Source organism: Streptomyces sp. NPDC007095 (genome assembly GCF_040634475.1).
Lineage (GTDB): Bacteria > Actinomycetota > Actinomycetes > Streptomycetales > Streptomycetaceae > Streptomyces.
On record NZ_JBEYFS010000070.1, the window covers coordinates 1 to 18225 of the forward strand.

Consider the following 18225-nt stretch of genomic DNA (forward strand, 5'->3'; position numbering starts at 1 on the left):
CTCGTACTGGACGTACTTGGGTCTGTGCCTGGTGCGGTGAGAGTGCGTGCATGGCGTCGCAGGGCAGACGGGAATTTGACGACAGGGCCTAGTCGGAGGCGGGCAGCGGCTTGGCCGCCTTGATGGTCATCGGGACGCCGTCGCAGCTCAGTTCGCCGGTGCCGGAGGAGGTGCAGAGCACTTCGAGGGCTCCGTCGGCGTCCACGTACCGCTTGCCGATGAGGGTGACGGCCTCGGCCGCACCGCCGGGTGCCGGCCTCGCGCCGGTCGCGGGGACCATCGGACTGCCCCCGCAGGAGAGCTGGACCGAGCCGCCCGCGGGGGCGCGGACGACGACCACCCGCGTGCCGCAGACGGCGCTGGCGAGCTGGTCACCTGGGCGCGGCGTCGTTACCGGTGGGGTCATGGTGGATGTCCCTTTCGAGCAGGCGGTCGGCGAGCAGGTTGATGTCGTAGGACTGGCGGGCCATCCAGAAGCGCAGGAAGCCGGTCAGCGAGTACCGAAGGAAGAGCGCGGAGCCCACCACGGTCGCGGAGATACCCCCCAGTCCGAGCGCGAGTCCGTCGCCCTGGACGAGCGGGTCGACGGTGTTGTGGGACACCAGGTAGCCCGACACGCCGAGCACCAGGCCGCCCACCATCAGCAGGACGCCGAGGCGCAGCCAGAGGGTGGCCCGGGCGGCGGCCGGGTCGGGGATCTTCAGTACCGCCAGTTCCCGGACGAAGCGGTCGGCGCGCGGCTCGGTGGTGGTCATGCGGAACTCCCCAGGTAGAGGGCGGACAGTTCGGCGCGCAGCCCGCCGTCGGGGTGGCCCTGCCGTTGGACCCGGCCACGTACGAGGACGGCCGCGTGGTCGGCGATGTCGAGGACGGCGGCCGCGAACTGCTCGACCACCAGCACGGCCACGCCCTGCCGGGCGATCTCGGCGACCTGTTCGTAGAGCCGGCCGACGATCAACGGGGCGAGCCCCATGGAGAGTTCGTCGAGCAGCAGGACGGCGGGGTCGGTGGCGAGGCCGCGGGCGAGGGCGAGCATCTGCTGCTCGCCGCCGGAGAGGGTGCCGGCCGCCTGCGAGGCGCGGCGGTGGAGGATCGGGAAGCGCTGGAAGGCGATCTCCTCGATCTCCGCACGGCTGCGGCCGGTGAAGGTCATCATCAGGAGGTTGTCGCGGACGGACAGGTTGGGGAACACGCCGCGGCCCTCGGGGATCAGACAGACCCCGGCGCGGGCCAGGTCGCGGGGGTCGGCTCCGGTCATGTCCCGGCCGCCCAGCCGGAGATGGCCGGATTCGACGGGGTGGACTCCGGAGGCGACGCGCAGGGTGGTGGTCTTGCCCGCCCCGTTCGGGCCCAGCAGGGCCACCACCTGCCCGGCGGCGACCTGGAGGTCGACGCCGTGCAGGACCGTGATCCGGTCGTAGGCGGCACGGACGCCGCTCAGTTCGAGAATGGCGCTCACGCGTCCCCCAGGTAGGCCGCCAGGACGGTCTCGTCGTTCCGGATCACCTCGGGCGGGCCGGACGCGATGACCTTGCCGAGATCGAGTACGTACACCTCGTCGCACACGCCCATGACGAGGCTCATGTCGTGTTCGACGAGGACCACGGCCGTGCCGTCGTCGGTCAGCGAGCGCAGCAGCGCGGCGAACCGTTCGGTCTCCTCGCTGTCCTGTCCGGCGGCGGGTTCGTCGAGGAGGAGCACCTTGGGCCGGATGACCATCGCGCGGCCGACCTCGACCAGGCGGCCGACTCCGGTGGGCAGTGCGTCGGGCGGGCTGTCGGCGAGATGTGTCAGGCCGAGCCTGGTGAGGGTCTCGGTGACGGCGTGGTGGGCCCGGCGCCTGTCGGGGCCGAGTTCGGCCGCGACGAGGAGGTTGTCGCGGACGGTGAGTCGGCCGAAGAGCTCCAGCCGCTGGAAGGTGCGGGCGAGTCCGCGCCGGGCGCGGCCCGCGGGACTGGTCCGGGTGATGTCCTGTCCGTCGAGGAAGACCTGTCCGGCGGAGGGCCGGCGCAGTCCGGAGGCGACGTCGAACAGGGTGCTCTTGCCGGCTCCGTTGGGGCCGATGAGTCCGGTCACGCGGGCCGGTTCGGCAGTCAGGGCGACGCCGTCCAGGGCCCGGTTGCCGCCGAAGGCGACGGTCACTCCGCTAATCCGCAGCGAGGCCACGGGCGAGCACCTCCCTGTCCTCGGGGCGCCAGGCGCGCCGTAGTCCCCACCATTCGACGGGGACCTCCGGTTCGGTCGGGGCGGCGGTCTGCCGGGCCGTCGCCCAGATCCGCAGTGCCACCCCAGCGGCCACCGAACAGCCCAGGAACGTCCAGCCGTTGATCAGGTCGCCGAGCCGCAGGACCCACAGCAGGGCGAGTACGCAGAGCAGGCCGGGCAGGGCGATCCGGTCCCGGCCGAGCGGCTCCCACTCGCGGCGGAAGCGGACCACGATGCCGTCGGGGTTGTGGCCGAGCCCGATGCCGGCGAGGCCGGGCAGCAGGGCGACGAGGTTCTGCGCCCAGGGCGCCACGGCGACCAGCGCGTTCGTCGGGCCGATGTAGGCGGTCCCGGCGAACAGTCCGTTGCCGACCGTGCCGAGGCCGCCGACCACCGCGACCAGGAAGATCGGCAGTCCCGCCACCAGGTTGAACTGGTCGGCGGTGATGGACCGCTGCTGCATTCCGTAGAGCGCGCCGCCGAGCCCGGCGATCCCCGAGGAGAGCGCGAACACCAGGACCTTGGCCCGCAGCAGGCTGCCGCCGAGGGTCGCGTAGGCGGCCTCGCTGTCGCGCAGTGCGATCAGCCTCCGCCCGAAGCGGCCCCGGCGCACCGCCGCCACGACCAGCGAGGCGAGCGCGAGGCAGACGGCCGCGAACACCAGTTGCTTCGCCGCGGTGTCCAGTTCGAGGCCGAAGAGCCGAGGTCCGGCCACGTCCACCGACCCCTGGTCGAACAGGGCGATCCGCATCCCGAAGAGGTGGAAGGCCGGCAGGGTGAAGATCCATCGGTCCAGGACGACCGCGAAGGCGGCGGTCCCGAGCGCCCGATACACCCCGGACAGCCGCAGCGCGGGCAGCGCGACGACGGCGCCGGCCATCGCGGAGACCAGGATCGCGGCGCCGAGCGCCCAGAACTCCCCGTGCGCGCCCAGGTGGGCCCATACGACGGCCCCGATCCCGGCCATGCTCAGCTGGCAGAGCGAGATCTGCCCGGCGTACCCGGCCAGGGGTACGTACGACAGGGCCACCACGCCGAGCGAGAAGATGGCGCCGTAGGTGATGAGGTCGGCCTCGCCGAGGACCGAGGCCAGCACCGCGCCGAACGCGACGACACAGGCGGCGAACACGGCCGTGCCGCGGGCCGTCGGAACCGGCACCGGGCGCAGCTTGCGGTCCCGGCCTCGCAGCCGCCGGTGCGGGAACGCCAGCAGGGCCACGAACAGCAGCAGTGCGGGGGCGGCCAGCCTGAGGCCGGGCAGGTAGGCGTTCTGCGGGAGATAACCGGTCAGATAGCTCTCCATGCAGCCGACCACGATCGCGCCGACGAAGGTCAGGGGCACGCTGCGGAGCCGGCCGAAGACGGCCGCGGTGTAGGCGCTCACGATCAGCAGCGAGAGCTGGGCGGCGTCGAGGGTGACGGTCGGGGCGATGAGGATGCCGCCGATCGCGGCGAGTTGGGTGCCGAGGATCCAGGCGGTCTTGTTGGCCCGTACGGGATGGGCCCCCGTCAGCCCGACCAGGGCGCGGTCGTCGACGGTCGCCCGCATCTCGGCGCCGGGGCGGGTGCGGTGGAGCAGGATCCGCAGGCCGACCGCGACCAGCACCGCGACGGCCATGGTGAGGGCCTGGTGCCAGGTGACCACGGCCGAGCCGATGTGGAAGGGTTTGCGGTCGGCGAAGAACGTGGGCAGCGTGCGTGGCACGTTGGGATCCCAGATCCAGCGGGCGACGGCGATGAGGCCGCTGAGCAGCGCCACCGTCATGACCAGCCGTTCGGCCTCGCCCAGCGCCTGGACGGGCCGGAGGACGACCCTCTCGACGAACAGGCCGAAGGCCGGGGCGAGGACGAGCAGGACCACGGCCAGCGCCACCGGTACCGGCCAGCCCCAGCCGGTGGTGAGCTGCCAGTAGGTGAAGGCCGACAGCATGCCCGCCGCGCCGTGCGCGAAGTTGAAGACGCCGGTCGTCGTGTAGGTGAGCACCAGACCGCTGCCGATGACCGCGTAGATCGCGGCGGTGCTCAGGCCGACGATCCCGAAGGTGAGGAACTGCTCCATGACGGGCCCTCACTCAGACTCTCGCCGGGGCCGGCGAGAGCGAACGGTCTCGGCGGCCGGTCGGCCGGGAGGCGGCGGTGCCATCTGCTGCGAGGCGTACTCGGCGACCGCCCCCAGGGCGGCGAAGGGTGTGGGCTGGTTCAAGGGGTCTCCTCCTCGGTGCTGTCCCCGAGCGGCCGGCGGGAACAGGTGATCGCCCCGGCCACCTTGAGCGCGAGGTGGTTCTCCTCCTCTCTATTGATGGAAACTAGCTTCTCACTAAGAGAGAATCAACCATTCAAACAAAGGCAGGAGAGACGATGAGCGGACAGCGCAGGGGAACCGCGATCGCCATGACCGACCCCGAGCGGGACACCTTCCTGCGAACCCAGCCGCTGTGCCGGGTCGCGACCGTCGGACGGAACGGGGATCCCCATGTCAGCGCCCTGTGGTTCGTGTGGGACGGGTCCACGCTGTGGCTCAACTCGCTGGTACGCAGTCAGCGCTGGACCGATCTGGACCGGGATCCGCGGCTCAGCGTGATCGTCGACGACGGGGGCACGGACTTCACGGCCCTGCGCGGCGTCGAACTGCGGGGCAGTATCGAGGCCGTCGGCGAGACACCCCGCAAGGGAGACCCCCTGGACGAGCTCGTGCACCCCGAACAGCTCTTCGCGGACAAGTACATGGGCGGCGGCGCGTTCCGGCACGACGGGAAGCACGGCTGGCTCCGGCTCACCGCGGAGAAGGTCGTGAGCTGGGACTTCGCGAAGCTCCGCCGCGACCGTTGACGCCATGACCGTTGACGCCATGACCGACACATGGAAACCTGCCACTCGTGAATGAGAATGCCATTCTCACCGAAGGGCGGAAAGGTCCTTGTCCACTGACGACCTGATGGAGATTCAGCAGTTGCTGGGCCGCTACGCGGTCCACATGACCCGGGGCGACATCGACGGGGTGCTCGCGGTCTTCACCCCCGACGGCACCTACAGCGCCTTCGGGGACACCTATGGCCTCGACGAGTTCCCGGCCCTGGTCGCCGCCGCACCCAAGGGGCTGTTCCTGGTGGGTACGGCGGTGGTCGAACTGCCCGCGGAAGGAGACCGGGAAGGGGGCGGGGACACCGCGACCGGCACCCAGCCGCTGTGCTTCATCGACCACGCCACCCACGCCATGCGGATCGGCTACTACAACGACACCTATCTGCGGACCGCCGACGGCTGGCGGCTGCGGACACGGGCGATGACGTTCATCCGCCGCAGCGGGGCGCACGACTCGGGCCGCCCGCACGCCTTCGAACGCCCGGGCGCATGAACGTCACGGAGTTCCGGTCGGATCTGCGCCGCTGGCTCGACCGGAACGACCTCTCCCCCGGGCCCGATCACTCCCTCGACGGCCAGGTCGCGCAGCTGGCCCGGGTCCGGCGCGCCCTCTACGAGGCGGACTGGATGCGGTACGGCTGGCCCGCCGAGGTGGGGGGTCTCGGCGGGCCGGCCGTACTGCGGGCCGTGCTCGGCGAGGAGGTCGCCACGCGGGGCCTGGCCGAGCCCGGCATCTACTCGATGATCGAGGTGCTCGCCCCGACGATGATCTCGTACGCCCGTCCGGAGCTGGCGGCAAAGATGGTCCCGCTGCTGCTCGGCGGCCGGGAGCAGTGGTGCCAGGGCTTCTCCGAACCCGGCTCGGGCAGCGACCTCGCCTCCCTCACCACCCGGGCCGTCCCCCGGGGCGGGGACTGGGTGGTGACGGGCCAGAAGGTGTGGACGAGCCTCGCGCAGTACGCGGCCCGCTGTGTCCTGCTCACCCGCACCGCGCCGGGCCACGACGGGATCACCGCGTTCTTCGTCGACATGGACACCCCCGGCATCACCGTGCGGCCGCTGCGCACGATGCACGGTGTGGACGAGTTCGCCGAGGTGTTCTTCGACGACGTGGCCGTCCCCGCCGACCGGATGCTCGGCCGCCCCGGCGACGGCTGGCGACTCGCGATGGACCTGCTCCCGCACGAGCGCTCCACCTGCTTCTGGCATCGCGTCGCCCACCTCTACACCCGGCTCGACCGGCTGGTCACAGAGATGGCCGGACCGCAGGACACCGGGGAGGACCTGGCCCTGGGCGCCGCCTATCTGGCGCTGCACACCGTGCGCTGCCGCTCACACGGCACCCAGCGGCGACTCGCGGCGGGCGCCCGGCTCGGCCCGGAGACCTCCGTCGACAAGGTGCTGCTGGCCACCGCCGAGCAGCAACTCTTCGACACCGCCCGGGACCTGCTCCCCGGCGTGCTGGAGCTGACGGACACGCCGTGGCGGGAGGAGTACCTGTACTCGCGGGCGGCGACCATCTACGGCGGCACCGCCGAGATCCAGCGCAACATCATCGCCCGTCGGCTGCTGGACCTGGGAAGGGACTGACACACCATGGATGCCGCCGAGCGGGACCTGTTCGCGCAGACGCTCCGCAAGACGATGACGGCGGCGTCGGGCCGCGCGCTCGACACGGCCCTGGCCGACCTCGGCTGGTCCGACCTGCTCACGCAGGCGCCGGACGTGGCGGTCCCGCTCGCCTTCGGGCTGCTCGGCGAGACCGGCGCGCACGCACCGCTGCTGAACGACGTCATGCTGCACGCGGCGGGACGTGCCGTCGGGGGCACGCTGCCCCTGCCGTACACGGGCGGCGCGTGGGTCGTGTGGGAGCGCACGGACGAGACGGGCGGCGCGCTGGACGGCAAGCTGCCGTTGCGCACCGTCACGGCCGGGGATCCCGTCCCGCTCGCCGCGGGACGCCGGGCGCTCGGCTGGTGGCTCCTGGGCACCGGCCGGGCGATGCTCGCGCTCGCCCGCTCGCACGTGCTCGACCGGACCCAGTTCGGCCGTCCCCTGGCCTCGTTCCAGGCCGTACGGCACCGGCTCGCCGAGACCCTCGTCGCGCTCGACGGCGCCGAGGCGACCCTCGTGGCCGCCGAAGACGACCTCGGCTGCCTGCTCGCCAAGGCGGCGGCCGGACAGGCGGCACTGACGGCCGCCCGGCACTGTCAGCAGGTCCTCGGCGGGATCGGCTTCACCGCCGAGCACGATCTGCACCGGCACGTCCGGCGCGCCCTCGTGCTGGACGGACTGCTGGGCAGCGCCCGGGAGTTGACGCGGGAGGCCGGGGCGCTGATACGGCAGGGCCACTCGGCTCCGCGACTTGTTCAGCTGTGACGCGGGCCCGTGAAGTCGTCGTTCAGCTCTCGATCTCACCCGCGATGCCGTCCAGGGTCCACCACGTGCCCGACTGCCACACGCGGTCGTCCCAGACGGCGCGTCGGGCGCCACGGGGGTCGTCGACGGTGTGGGCCCCCGCCGCGTCGAAGACCATGGTGGTGCGCCGGGCGACGTCATAGGCGGGCCAGCTCGGCAGGCCTTCGGCGGTGGGGACGCCGGTCGTGACGAACGCCGCCCAGGCCTCGTGCAGCCGCTGGTTCACGCCCTGCCCGCCGAGCCAGACGGCGTCGCCGTCCGTGCCGTGCATCGCGGGCAGGGCACCGGACGGGGCGACGGCGGGCGGCAGGCCGGTCAGCGGCACGTCGTAGCGGGAGCGCCATACGGGGGCGTGGGCGGACTGGGCGTCGGCGAGGCGGCCCGAGGGGATGACGTACCGTTCGTCGGTCATGAGGTCGACCCGCAACTGGACCGGATCATGGGCGAGTTCGGGACGCGCCGCGATGTACGCGGCGAGGATCCGGTCGCGTGCGGCGGCACCGAAGTACTCCTCCAGCACGCGGTCGGCCTGCTCGGCCGCGTCCGGATCCAGCAGCTGGTACAGGGCGCATTCGTTGACGCACGTCTGCACCAGCAGCGGGATCCCCGTGGCGGCCCCCGCCCCGATGGCGTCCAACGGCTTGCGGGTGAGGGCGAGACCGTCGACGGAGGGGCGCCACAGCCAGCCGGCCCGCGTGCCCTCGCCCAGCGCGGTCTGCGCGTCGAGCATCTCCTCGGTACTCACCTTCCGGAGGTCTTCCGCTCCGGCTCCCAGCGCGCGCAGGAACCGCCTGGTGATCGCGGCGTCCTGGTCCCGGTCGGCGACGTGGTCCGCCCCGCCGCTCGACGAGGCGGCGCGATGGATCATTCCTCGGGTCAGGGGTGAGGCCAGCAGGTTGGCGACGGACTTGGCGCCGGCGGACAGGCCGTAGAGCGTGATCCGGTCCGGGTCGCCGCCGAAGACGGCGATGTTCTCGCGGACCCAGCGCAGCGCGGCGATCTGATCGTGCAGACCGAAGGCGCCGGTGTGCTCCTCACCGTCCACGGCGAGGAACCCGAGCGCGCCCAGCCGGTAGTTGAACGTCACGACGACCACGCCGTGACGGCGTGCGAAGGTACGGCCGTCCCCGGCGATGTCACTTCCGGTGCCGACCTGGTATCCGCCGCCGTGGATCCACAGCAGGACGGGGAGGCCCGCAGCGTCGGCCGGGGCCGTCACATTGACGTACAGGCAGTCCTCGGACGGTTCCGGCAGCACGGGAGCGTCGGTGGGACCTGCCGCACCGGCGGGGACCGGCATGGGCGGTTGCGGGGCGGGCGCCCCGTACGCCGTCGCGTCGCGCACCCCGCTCCACGGCTCGGGCCGCCGCGGCAGCCGCAGGCGCGACAGGCCCACGGGCGGGGCCGCGTAGGGGATGCCGCGCCAGGCGAGGACGCCCTCGTCGATCTCGGCGCCACGCACCTTGCCGCCGGTCGTGTCCACGACGTACGCCGTCATACCGTCCGTGCCCTCCTGCCGTGACGTCAGGACCGGGCCTGTGTCCGTCCCCGCGCGGTGACGTCGGCGCGCCGGGTGGCGACCTCGCTCGTCCCCGGCTGCCAGGTCTCGGCCAGGTACCCCTCGATGAGGTGCGCCTCGTCGAGGGTGGCCGCGCCCGCGATCTGACGGTAGTGCCGCAGCAACCGGCGGACGCCGCGCTGGTCGTTGTTCACGATGTCGGCGGCCAGCCTACGGGTGAAGGGGAGCAACTCCTCGTGCGGCACGACATGGTTGACCAGTCCGAGGCCGAGCGCCTCCTCGGCGGTCAGGAAGTTGCCGGTGAGCGACATCTCGACGGCCCGCCGGTGCCCGACGGCCTGGGTGAGGAGTACGGTCGCGCCGCCGCCCGGCATGATGCCGAGCCGGGCGTGGGTGTCGGCGAACCGGGCGCGCCGCGACGCCACCAGGAACGTGCACTGCAGGGCCACTTCGAGCCCGCCCGTCACCGCGACGCCGTTGACGGCCCCGATGACGGGCTTGCCTATCACCGGCAGGAACCGGAAGAGGCCGTTGGCATCGCGCTCCGGCCCTTGACCGGGCGCCCGGGGGACGGCGCTCGGCGGCGACTCCCCCGACACCTCCTTGAGGTCGGCCCCGGCGCAGAACGCGGGATCCGCGCCGGTCAGGATCACGGCATCGACGTCGAGGGCCTTCCCCGCGGCCGTGACCGCGTCCCACAGCGCGAAGGTGACCTCCCGGCTCAGCGCGTTGCGCGCCTCGGGCCGGTTGAGCGTCACCGTCGCGATCCGCTCCTCGACGTCTACAAGGACGACAGGCTCCCGCCCGGCCAAAGCGCCACCTCCACCCACCCGGAAGAACCTCACGGCCGAGGCAACCTCACACCGCAAGAACCTCGTTCTCAGAATATGCATACCTTACTATCGTCACATGAAAATCGACGGTATGGTCCTCGGGTTGCCGGACGCCGCGGAACGGGCCCGCACCCTCGAGGAGCACGGCTACGACGCCGCGTGGGCCGGAGAGGTCAATCAGGACCCCTTCCTCCCCCTGGCCGTCGCCGCCGGGGCGACCGGACGCCTCGCCCTGGGCACGTCCATCGCGGTGGCGCTCGCCCGCTCCCCGATGACCCTCGCCCACACCGCCGACGACCTCCAACGGCACAGCCGCGGCCGGTTCATGCTCGGAATCGGCTCGCAGGTGAAGGCCCATGTCGTACGCCGGTTCTCGATGCCGTGGGGCAGACCGGCCGCGCAGATGCGCGAGTACGTCCTCGCCCTGCGGGCGATCTGGTCGGCGTGGCACGACGGCACCCCCCTGGACTTCCAGGGCGAGTACTACCGTCACACCCTGATGCCCCCGGACTTCGTGCCGCCCCCGCACGACTTCGGGCCGCCTCGGGTGCTGCTCGCCGGCGTCGGCGACCTCATGACCCGGGTCGCGGGTGAGGTCGCGGACGGTTTCCTCTGCCACGGCTACACCACCGACCGCTGGATCCGCGAACGGACGCTGCCCGCCCTGCTTGAGGGGCGCGCACGCGCGGGCGTGTCCCTCGACGACTTCGAGGTGCTGGGTACCCCGTTCATCGTCACGGGCACCGACAAGGAGATCGAGACGACCCTCCCGGTGCTCCGCGGCCGTATCGCCTTCTACGCCTCCACACCGGCGTACCGGGGCGTCTTCGCGCTGCACGGCTGGGACGGCGCGAGCGAGGAGCTGACCGCGCTGTCGAAGGCGGGGCGCTGGCCGGACATGGCCGGGCTGATCACGGACGAGATGGTCGACGCGTTCGCGATCGTCGCCCCTGCCGACGAGTTGTCCGCCCGGGTCGCCGACCGCTTCGGCGGGCTGCTGACCCGTCTCTCGTTCACCCCACCGCCGAGCCTGGACCGTGAAGCCGCCATGGACCTCGTCGCGCGCCTGCGCGCCTGCTGACCCACGTACTGAACGCCGCACCACAGCCACCGCAACCCTCACAACCCAGCGCGACCCACCGCGACCCGTCGCATCCCACCGAACCGCACCGGGAGTGCCTGTGACCGACCTCTGGAACGACCTGCTCGCCTGTCTGGAGCTGCGCCCCGATCCGTCGGCACCCGAGCCCGTCACGGGCTTCGAAGGGTCCAATCAACACCTCAGCTATCACCGGCTGTTCGGCGGGCAACTGCTCGCCCAGTTCGTCCGGGCCGCCGCTCTCACCTGCCCGGACAAGGCCGTCAAGTCCCTGCACGCCCAGTTCCCGCGCGAGGGCCTGACCGACGAACCCGTGCGCTACGAAGTGACGCGCCATCGCGAGGGCGGCACCTTCGCGACGCTGACGATCGTCGCCCGGCAGACGCCGGGCGTCATCGCCACCGCCTCGGCGTCCCTGCACGCCGAGGAGGGCGGACCCGACCAGCAGAGCGACTTCAAGGTCCCCTCGGTGCCCGGCGCGGAGCACGACGTGGACCTCGGCCTCATCCCCTGGACGGCCCGGTCGGTCACCGACCTGGAGTCCCCGAAGGCGGAGCCGCCCGAGTACGACCTGTGGATGCGCACGCCGGAGGTCGCCCCCGAACTCACCCCGGCGCTCATCGCCTACGCCACCGACCTGACCCTCATCGGCACCGCGGTGCGCCGCCTCGACGGGATCTCGCAGCGGGACTCGCGTACGGCGTTCACCTCCGCCGTCACCTCGCACAGTCTCTGGTTCCACCGGCCGCTGCGCACCGAGGACTGGCTGCTGCTGCACCAGCACAGCCCGATCCTGGCCCACGGCCGCTGCTTCGGCCGGGGGGACGTCCTGACCGAGGACGGCTCTCTCGTCGCCTCGTACGCCCAGGAGGCGCTGCTCCGCTTCCGGAACTGATCCACCGGCGGCTTGCGGAGCCGACCCACCGGCGCGCCGGGGTTCGTCCGGGGCGCCGATCAGCGGGGCGCCCCGGCCCGGCGCGGGTACGCGCCGTACGCCGGGGCGCGCCGTCAGGTCAGGGTGCCGGGACCTCGATGACCGTCGCCGACCCCATACCGCCGCCCGCGCACAGGGCGGCCACGCCGATGCCACCGCCGCGCCTGCGCAGTTCGTGGACGAGCGTGACCAGCATGCGGGCCCCGGTGGCGGCGACCGGGTGGCCGAGGGAGCAGCCGCTGCCGCTGAAGTTCACCGTGTCCGGGTCGAGTTCGAGCAGCCGGACGGCGGCGACGGGCACCGAGGCGAACGCCTCGTTGATCTCGAACAGGTCGACGTCGGCGATCGCCAGGCCGGCGCGGGCCAGGGCCTTGGGGATCGCCTTCACCGGGGCCAGGCCCATCTCGGCGGGGTCGACGCCGACGGAAGCCCAGGACCGTACGGTGCCCAGGACCGTCAGCCCCTCACGGACCGCCGTCGTGTCACTGGCGACGACCAGGGCGACGGCAGCGTCGTTGGCGCCCCCGGCGTTGCCCGCCGTGATGCTGAACCCGTCGATCTCCGGGTGCAGCGGCTTCAGCTTGGCCAGTTTCTCGGCGCTGGTGTCCCGGCGCGGGTGCTCGTCGACGGAGAACAGACCGTGGGGGGTCTCGATCGGGACGATCTCCTCCTTGAAACGGCCCTCGTCGATGGCCGCCACGGCGTTGCGGTGCGAACGCAGCGCCCAGGCGTCCAGTTCGGCGCGGGTGAGGCCCGCCGCGACGGCGGTGTTCCAGCCCACCGTGATGGACATGTCCTTGTTGGGGGCGTCGGGGCGGTCGGGGTGGGTGGGCGACATCCAGGGTTCCCACTCCCCGTTGACCCGGAAGAGCGCCTTCGGGGAGGTGGAGGCCGAGTTGACGCCGCCGGCGATGACGAGTTCGTCCATGCCCGCCATCACGCTCGCGGCGGCGCTCTGGACGGCGGCCATGCCCGCGGCGCAGTGCCGGTTGTTGGCGAGCCCCGCGACCGAGGTGAGCCCCGCGGTGACCGCGGCGTGCCGGGCCAGGACGCCACCGCCGTAGAGGCCCTCGCCGAGGATCACGTCGTCGATGAGGGCCGGGTCGAGGCCCTCGGCCGCCGCGGTGACGATGTGGTGGGCCAGGTCGAACGCGGTCGTGTCGCGCAGGGTGCCCTTGACGGCGGTGCCGATGGGGGTGCGCAGGGCGGACGCGATGACTGCTTCAGGCATGGGTGGTCTCCAACTCGGCCAGGAGGGTGCGGCGCAGCAGTTTTCCGGTCTCGGTCTTGGGGAGTTCGGCTCGGAACACGATGGCGTCCGGCGTCTTGGACGAGCGGAGCCGGTCCTTGACCCACTGCCGGATCTCGGCCGGGTCGCCCGCACCGACGACGATGGCGACGATCCGCTGCCCCCACTCGGGGTCGGGCAGCCCGACGACGGCCGCCTCGACGACGCCGGGGTGGGCGAGGAGTACGTCCTCGATCTCGGCCGGGGCGATGTTCTCGCCGCCGCGGATGATGGTGTCGTCGGCGCGCCCCTCGATGAAGAGGTAGCCCTCGGCGTCGAGCCGCCCCCGGTCCCGGGTGGCGAACCAGCCCTCCGCGTCCAGGGCGCTGCGGCCGCCGTACTCGCCGGAGATCTGCTCCCCCCGAACGAAGACAAGCCCGGTCTCCCCCGCCGGGGCCGGCCTGTCGTCGTCCGTGCGGATCCGGATCTCGATTCCGGGCAGCGCCCGGCCCACCGAGCCGAGGCGGTCTCGTACCGCGGGGTCGTCCGACACGGACGCCTGCCAGTGGTCGTCGGGGCCCAGCACGGCGATGGAGGAGGCGGTCTCGGTCAGGCCGTAGGCGTTGACGAAGCCGGTCTGCGGGAAGACGCGCAACGCCCGTTCCACGATCGGCCCCGGGGTACGGGCGCCGCCGTAGGCGAGACTGCGCAGCAGGGGGGTTCCGGCGTCGTCGCCGGGCACTTCGGCGACGATCCGGGCGAGCATGGTGGGGACCACGAGGGCGTGGGTGATCCGCTCCCCGCGTACGGTCTCCAGCCACTGCCGTGGCTCGAACGTCTGCAGGTACACGATCCGGCGGCCGGAGTAGAGGTTCGTCAGCAGGTTCATCAGTCCCGCGACGTGGTACGGCGGTACCGCCACCAGCGACGCGTCGCTCTCCTCGGCCGACGCGAACTCCTGCGTGTTCAGCACGTAGGCGAGCAGATGGCGGTGGCGGAGCACGGCTGCCTTGGGCTCGGCGGTCGTGCCGCTGGTGTAGAGCAGCACGGCGACGGAGTCCTGGTCCTGCGGCGGGTCCAGCAGCTCCACGTGCGGCTGTTCGTCGAGGAGGGCGTCGAGGTCGGCCGGGCGCAGGACCACGGCGCCGGGATGACGGTCCAGCAGGGCGTTCAACTGCTGCTCACCGAGACGGTAGTTGACCGGGACGAAGGGAACTCCCGCCAGAGCGGCTCCGAACAGGGCGACGGGATAGGCGAGTTGATTGGCGCCGAGATAGACGACGGCCTGACGGCCCCGGAAGCGGTGGGCGGCGGCATGGGCGCGGTGCAGCAGTTCGGCGGCGGTCAGCGAACGGCCGCCCGCCGTTATCACCGCCCGATCGCCGGCCGAAGCCGCCATCTCAAGGATCATGGTGATATTCATGAGAATGCTATTCTCATATACACAGAGCCCTGCTTGCAAGAGAGGATAACCTTGATGCAGATCAGTGGGAGTTCCGCGGTCGTGGTCGGTGGGGCGGGGGGCCTGGGCGAGGCCACCGTCCGTCGCCTCCACGCGGCAGGAGCGAAGGTGGTCGTCGCCGACCTCGCCGACGAGAAGGGCAAGGCGCTCGAGGCGGAGTTGGGGGTGCGCTACGTACGCACGGACGCCACCGACGAGAACGACGTCAAGGCGGCGATGGCCGAGGCCGAGGCGGCGGGACCGCTCAGGATCTCGGTGGACGCGCACGGCGGCCCGGCCAGTGGCGGCCGGCTGGTCGGCAAGGACGGCGAACCCCTGGACCTCGCGGGCTTCCGGAAGACCATCGACTTCTACCTCACGGCCGTCTTCAACGTCATGCGCCTGGCGGCCGCGGCCATCGCACGGCAGGAGGCGGTCGACGGCGACCGGGGCGTCATCGTCAACACCGCGTCGATCGCCGCGTACGAGGGGCAGATCGGGCAGATCCCGTACGCCGCCGCCAAGGGCGGGGTGGTCGGCATGACCCTCGTCGCCGCGCGCGACCTCTCGCCGCTCGGCATCCGGGTCGTCACGATCGCCCCGGGCACCTTCCTCACCCCGGCCTACGGCGCGGCCGGCGACCAGCTGGAGGCCTACTGGGGGCCCAAGGTCCCGCATCCCAAACGCATGGGCCGCTCCCCCGAGTACGCGGCTCTCGTGGAGCACATCTGCGCGAACGACTATCTCAACGGCGAGGTCATCCGCCTCGACGGCGCCCTCCGGTTCCCGCCGAAGTGACCGGCCGAGTGAACGGACGAGTGAACGTGAGCGGCGAGCTGAAGGGGAAGGTGGCGTTCGTCGCCGGGGCGAGCCGGGGCATCGGCCGGAACGTCGCGCGGGGGCTCGCGGAGGCCGGAGCCGCGGTCGCGGTCGCCGCGCGCTCCGAGGAGGAGGGCCGGATACCGGGCACGATCCACGCCGTCGCCGAACGGATCACGTCGGCGGGTGGCCGCGCCCTCGCGGTCGCGTGCGACGTGACCTCCGAGGCGTCGGTCGAGGCCGCCGTGGCCGCGACCGTCGCGGAGTTCGGCGGGATCGACATCCTGATCGCCAACGCCGGGGTCATGTGGCTCGGCCCGGTCGAGTCCACCCCGCTCAAGCGCTGGCAGCTGTGCCTGGACGTCAATCTCACCGGGGTCTTCCTGGTCACCAAGGCCGTCATCCCGCACATCAGGGCTCGCGGCGGGGGCTCGCTGGTGGCCGTGACGACCAACGGGGTCGGCATGACCGACAAGGGCGCCAACGCGTACTGGGTCTCCAAGGCGGGCGTCGAGCGCCTCTATCTCGGACTCGCCGCCACCCTCAAGCCCGACAACATCGCGGTCAACTGCCTGGCCCCGTCGCGTGTCGTCGTCACCGAGGGCTGGCAGGCCGGGGGCGGCGGACGCGAGATCCCACCGGAGATGATCGAACCCCCGGAAGCGATGGCCCACGCCGCGGTACGCCTGGCCGGCCAGGACGCGAGCGGTATCACCGGCACGGTGCAGAAGTCGGAGTCGATGCCGCGGTGAACGGAAGGGGTCCCGGAAGTCGAACTCCCGGGACCCCTTCACACGACACGACCGCTGCCAACGGCCCAGGCGCTACGAGCCGTGCTCGCCCAGCCGGGGCGGGGGCCCGTACTCGGGCTCGTACCCGGCCACCCGCACCGGCCCGCGTACCAGCCGGAAGTCCCCGGCCGTCACGATCGCTTCCGGTGTCGCCGCCAGCGCCTGCGGCAACGTCCGTACGGCCGCCGCGGGTACACCCAGCGGACGCAGGCGCGTCTCCCAGGCGGTCGCGGTGTCGCTCGCCAGGGCCTTCGTCACCACGTCGAGCACCTCCTCGCGACGCGCCGCGCGTTCGGCCATCGTCGGGAAGCCCTCGATGCCCGCCTCCGCGGCGAAGGACTTCCAGAAGCTGTCGTGGGTGATGAACAGGGCCAAGTGGCCTTCCGCCGTGGGGAAGAGCTGTGCCGGAACGTAGTAGGAGTGCGCGCCCAGCGGCAGACGGCGCGGCTCGACTCCCTCGTTGAGGTAGGCGGACGCCCGGTAGTTGAGCTGGGAGAGCATCACGTCCCGCAACGACACCTCGACCTGCCCGCCCCGGCCCGAGACGATCTGGGCGAGCAGACCGAGTGCCGCGGTGAGGCCGGAGGAGTTGTCGGCCGAGGAGTAGCCGGGCAGGGTCGGCGGGCCGGCCGGGTCGCCGGTGAGCGCGGCGACGCCGGTGGCCGCCTGGACGACGTAGTCGAAGGCCGGGTCGTCGCCAGCGTCCAGGCCGAAGCCCGTGAGCGCGACGCAGACGATCCGTTCGTTCCACTTCTTCAGTGCCTCGTAGGTGAGCCCGAGCCGGTGGATCGCCGACGGCTTGAGGTTGACCAGCAACGCGTGGGCGTCCGAGACGAGTTCACCGAGTCGCTCCTGACCGCTCGGTGTGGTCAGGTCGAAACGGACACTGCGCTTGCCCCGGTTGAGGCTGGCGAAGTACGCGTCGCTCACCTGCCGGGAGATGTCCCCGCCCGGCGGCTCGATCTTGACGACCTCTGCACCGAGGTCGGCGAGCATCATCGTGGCGTAGGGGCCCGCGAGCATGTGGCCGACCTCCAGGACACGGATGCCGGCCAGCGGCCCGGGGGTCGCGGGGCCGGTGGTCATCGGAAGTCCGCCGCGATCCCGGCGAGCACGTCGCGGGTCCGTCCCTTGGAGGCGATCAGTTCCTCGCGGCCCTCGCCGATCGGCAGCAGCCGTACCGACAGGTCGGTGACCCCGGCGTCGGCGAAGCGCCGGAAGCGGGCCGCGATGGCCGTCTCGTCACCGGCCGCGCACAGGTCGCCGATGTCCCGGGCGTCGCCGTAGTCCAGCAGCCGCTGGTAGTTGGGCGAGATCTCGGCCTCCCCGAGGATCCGGTTGGCTCGCTCGCGCGCCGCGTCGACCTCGGCGGGCCGGCACAGGCACACCGGGATGCCCGCGACGATCCGCGGCGCCGGACGCCCCGCACCGTCCGCCGCCTTGGTGATGCGGGGTACGACGTGGTCGGCGACCGCGCGTTCGTCGGCCATCCACAGGACGGTCCCGTCCGCCCGCTCGCCCGCGAGTGCCAGCATGACCGGGCCGAGCGCGGCGAGCAGCACCGGAAGGGGGGCCACGAGTGCGAGGTCGAGCGGGTTGTGCACGGTGAACGTGCCGTTCTCGACGTCGACCGGGCCCGGTCCGCGCAGCGCCGCGTCCAGGACCTCGAGATAGTCACGGGTGAAGGCGGCGGGCCGCTCGTAGGGCAGTCCGAGCATGTCCTGGACGATCCAGTGGTGGGAGGGTCCGAGGCCCAGGGCGAGCCGCCCGCCCGCGGCGCCCTGCGCGGACAGCGTCTGGCGCGCGAGGGCGATCGGGTGCTGTGTCTGGAGGGGTACGACCGCGGTCCCGATCTCGATCCGCTCGGTCCGCGCGCCCATCAGGGCCACGGCCGTCAACGCGTCGAAGTCCGTGGGGATCTGGGGCACCCAGGCGGTGTCGAGGCCCGCCCGCTCCGCCCAGGTCACGTCGTCGATCATCCGCGCGACCTTGCGCGCGGAGTCTCCACGCTCCGGCCCGATCATCACACCGACCCGCACAGTGCCTCCCGGCTTTCGATGTTTCGTGGATCCGACG

At 72.2% G+C, this 18225-nt stretch carries 19 protein-coding genes; 8 read left to right on the forward strand and 11 right to left on the reverse strand.

Going from position 1 to position 18225, the window contains the following annotated elements; genetic code table 11:
• Positions 1-88 precede the first annotated feature (88 nt).
• The 5 genes from ABZ656_RS23935 to ABZ656_RS23955 are packed head-to-tail and all read right to left on the reverse strand — an operon-like array spanning position 89 to position 4264.
• Entirely contained in the window at positions 89-406 is a 318-nt protein-coding gene (locus ABZ656_RS23935; protein ID WP_360270349.1) for a hypothetical protein, read from the reverse strand.
• Positions 372-755, reverse strand: coding sequence for a hypothetical protein (locus ABZ656_RS23940; protein ID WP_067374632.1), 384 nt, complete (start codon positions 753-755; stop codon positions 372-374). Before ABZ656_RS23940 ends, ABZ656_RS23935 begins: the two co-directional genes overlap by 35 nt.
• Complete coding sequence (locus ABZ656_RS23945; protein WP_101406911.1) at positions 752-1459, reverse strand: ABC transporter ATP-binding protein; 708 nt, start codon at positions 1457-1459, stop codon at positions 752-754. Before ABZ656_RS23945 ends, ABZ656_RS23940 begins: the two co-directional genes overlap by 4 nt.
• On the reverse strand, positions 1456-2166 hold the full coding sequence (locus tag ABZ656_RS23950) for an ABC transporter ATP-binding protein (protein WP_101406912.1): 711 nt from the start codon (positions 2164-2166) through the stop codon (positions 1456-1458). Before ABZ656_RS23950 ends, ABZ656_RS23945 begins: the two co-directional genes overlap by 4 nt.
• On the reverse strand, positions 2147-4264 hold the full coding sequence (locus ABZ656_RS23955; protein WP_360270352.1) for an ABC transporter permease: 2118 nt from the start codon (positions 4262-4264) through the stop codon (positions 2147-2149). Before ABZ656_RS23955 ends, ABZ656_RS23950 begins: the two co-directional genes overlap by 20 nt.
• Positions 4265-4563: 299 nt before the next feature.
• Here ABZ656_RS23955 and ABZ656_RS23960 point away from each other — a divergent pair, with 299 nt between their 5' ends.
• The 4 genes from ABZ656_RS23960 to ABZ656_RS23975 all read left to right on the forward strand — a co-directional run bounded on the left by ABZ656_RS23960 (position 4564) and on the right by ABZ656_RS23975 (position 7446).
• The gene (locus tag ABZ656_RS23960) at positions 4564-5034 is read left to right on the forward strand and encodes a pyridoxamine 5'-phosphate oxidase family protein (protein ID WP_360270354.1); all 471 of its coding nucleotides are present in this window, start codon (positions 4564-4566) and stop codon (positions 5032-5034) included.
• Between the two features lie 88 nt (positions 5035-5122).
• Complete coding sequence (locus ABZ656_RS23965; protein WP_360270356.1) at positions 5123-5560, forward strand: nuclear transport factor 2 family protein; 438 nt, start codon at positions 5123-5125, stop codon at positions 5558-5560.
• Positions 5557-6657: an acyl-CoA dehydrogenase family protein gene (locus ABZ656_RS23970; protein WP_360270358.1), complete on the forward strand. Its 1101-nt coding sequence runs from the start codon at positions 5557-5559 to the stop codon at positions 6655-6657. Before ABZ656_RS23965 ends, ABZ656_RS23970 begins: the two co-directional genes overlap by 4 nt.
• Positions 6658-6663: 6 nt before the next feature.
• Positions 6664-7446: an acyl-CoA dehydrogenase family protein gene (locus ABZ656_RS23975; RefSeq protein ID WP_360270360.1), complete on the forward strand. Its 783-nt coding sequence runs from the start codon at positions 6664-6666 to the stop codon at positions 7444-7446.
• A 22-nt stretch (positions 7447-7468) separates the two neighbouring features.
• On the opposite strand, the gene ABZ656_RS23980 is transcribed toward ABZ656_RS23975, so the two are convergent.
• Positions 7469-8983, reverse strand: a complete 1515-nt coding sequence (locus ABZ656_RS23980) for a carboxylesterase family protein (RefSeq protein ID WP_360270362.1) — start codon at positions 8981-8983, stop codon at positions 7469-7471.
• A gap of 26 nt (positions 8984-9009) precedes the next feature.
• Complete coding sequence (locus ABZ656_RS23985; protein WP_360270364.1) at positions 9010-9816, reverse strand: enoyl-CoA hydratase; 807 nt, start codon at positions 9814-9816, stop codon at positions 9010-9012.
• Positions 9817-9913: 97 nt separating this feature from the next.
• Between ABZ656_RS23985 and ABZ656_RS23990 the strand changes: the two genes are divergently transcribed.
• Positions 9914-10918, forward strand: a complete 1005-nt coding sequence (locus tag ABZ656_RS23990; RefSeq protein ID WP_360270366.1) for a TIGR03617 family F420-dependent LLM class oxidoreductase — start codon at positions 9914-9916, stop codon at positions 10916-10918.
• Positions 10919-11018: 100 nt separating this feature from the next.
• Positions 11019-11831 (forward strand): acyl-CoA thioesterase domain-containing protein, encoded by an 813-nt coding sequence (locus ABZ656_RS23995; protein ID WP_360270368.1) that lies wholly within the window; start codon positions 11019-11021, stop codon positions 11829-11831.
• 118 nt (positions 11832-11949) lie between these two features.
• Here ABZ656_RS23995 and ABZ656_RS24000 read toward each other — a convergent pair whose 3' ends face one another.
• Together ABZ656_RS24000 and ABZ656_RS24005 are read right to left on the reverse strand one after the other, a co-directional pair.
• A complete protein-coding gene (locus ABZ656_RS24000; RefSeq protein ID WP_101406922.1) occupies positions 11950-13101 on the reverse strand; it encodes a thiolase family protein in 1152 nt (383 codons plus the stop codon).
• Complete coding sequence (locus tag ABZ656_RS24005; protein WP_180362661.1) at positions 13094-14521, reverse strand: AMP-binding protein; 1428 nt, start codon at positions 14519-14521, stop codon at positions 13094-13096. The genes ABZ656_RS24000 and ABZ656_RS24005 overlap by 8 nt, the downstream gene beginning before the upstream one ends.
• 54 nt (positions 14522-14575) lie before the next feature.
• Between ABZ656_RS24005 and ABZ656_RS24010 the strand changes: the two genes are divergently transcribed.
• Together ABZ656_RS24010 and ABZ656_RS24015 are read left to right on the forward strand one after the other, a co-directional pair.
• Positions 14576-15337, forward strand: a complete 762-nt coding sequence (locus tag ABZ656_RS24010; protein ID WP_101406923.1) for an SDR family NAD(P)-dependent oxidoreductase — start codon at positions 14576-14578, stop codon at positions 15335-15337.
• Between the two features lie 26 nt (positions 15338-15363).
• On the forward strand, positions 15364-16110 hold the full coding sequence (locus tag ABZ656_RS24015) for an SDR family NAD(P)-dependent oxidoreductase (RefSeq protein ID WP_360270371.1): 747 nt from the start codon (positions 15364-15366) through the stop codon (positions 16108-16110).
• 72 nt (positions 16111-16182) lie between these two features.
• Here ABZ656_RS24015 and ABZ656_RS24020 read toward each other — a convergent pair whose 3' ends face one another.
• Positions 16183-17235 carry a CoA transferase gene (locus ABZ656_RS24020; protein ID WP_101406925.1) on the reverse strand — a complete coding sequence of 351 codons (1053 nt, stop codon included), beginning with the start codon at positions 17233-17235 and terminating at the stop codon, positions 16183-16185.
• A complete protein-coding gene (locus ABZ656_RS24025) occupies positions 17232-18173 on the reverse strand; it encodes an LLM class F420-dependent oxidoreductase (RefSeq protein WP_360270407.1) in 942 nt (313 codons plus the stop codon). The genes ABZ656_RS24020 and ABZ656_RS24025 overlap by 4 nt, the downstream gene beginning before the upstream one ends.
• Positions 18174-18225: the final 52 nt, after the last annotated feature.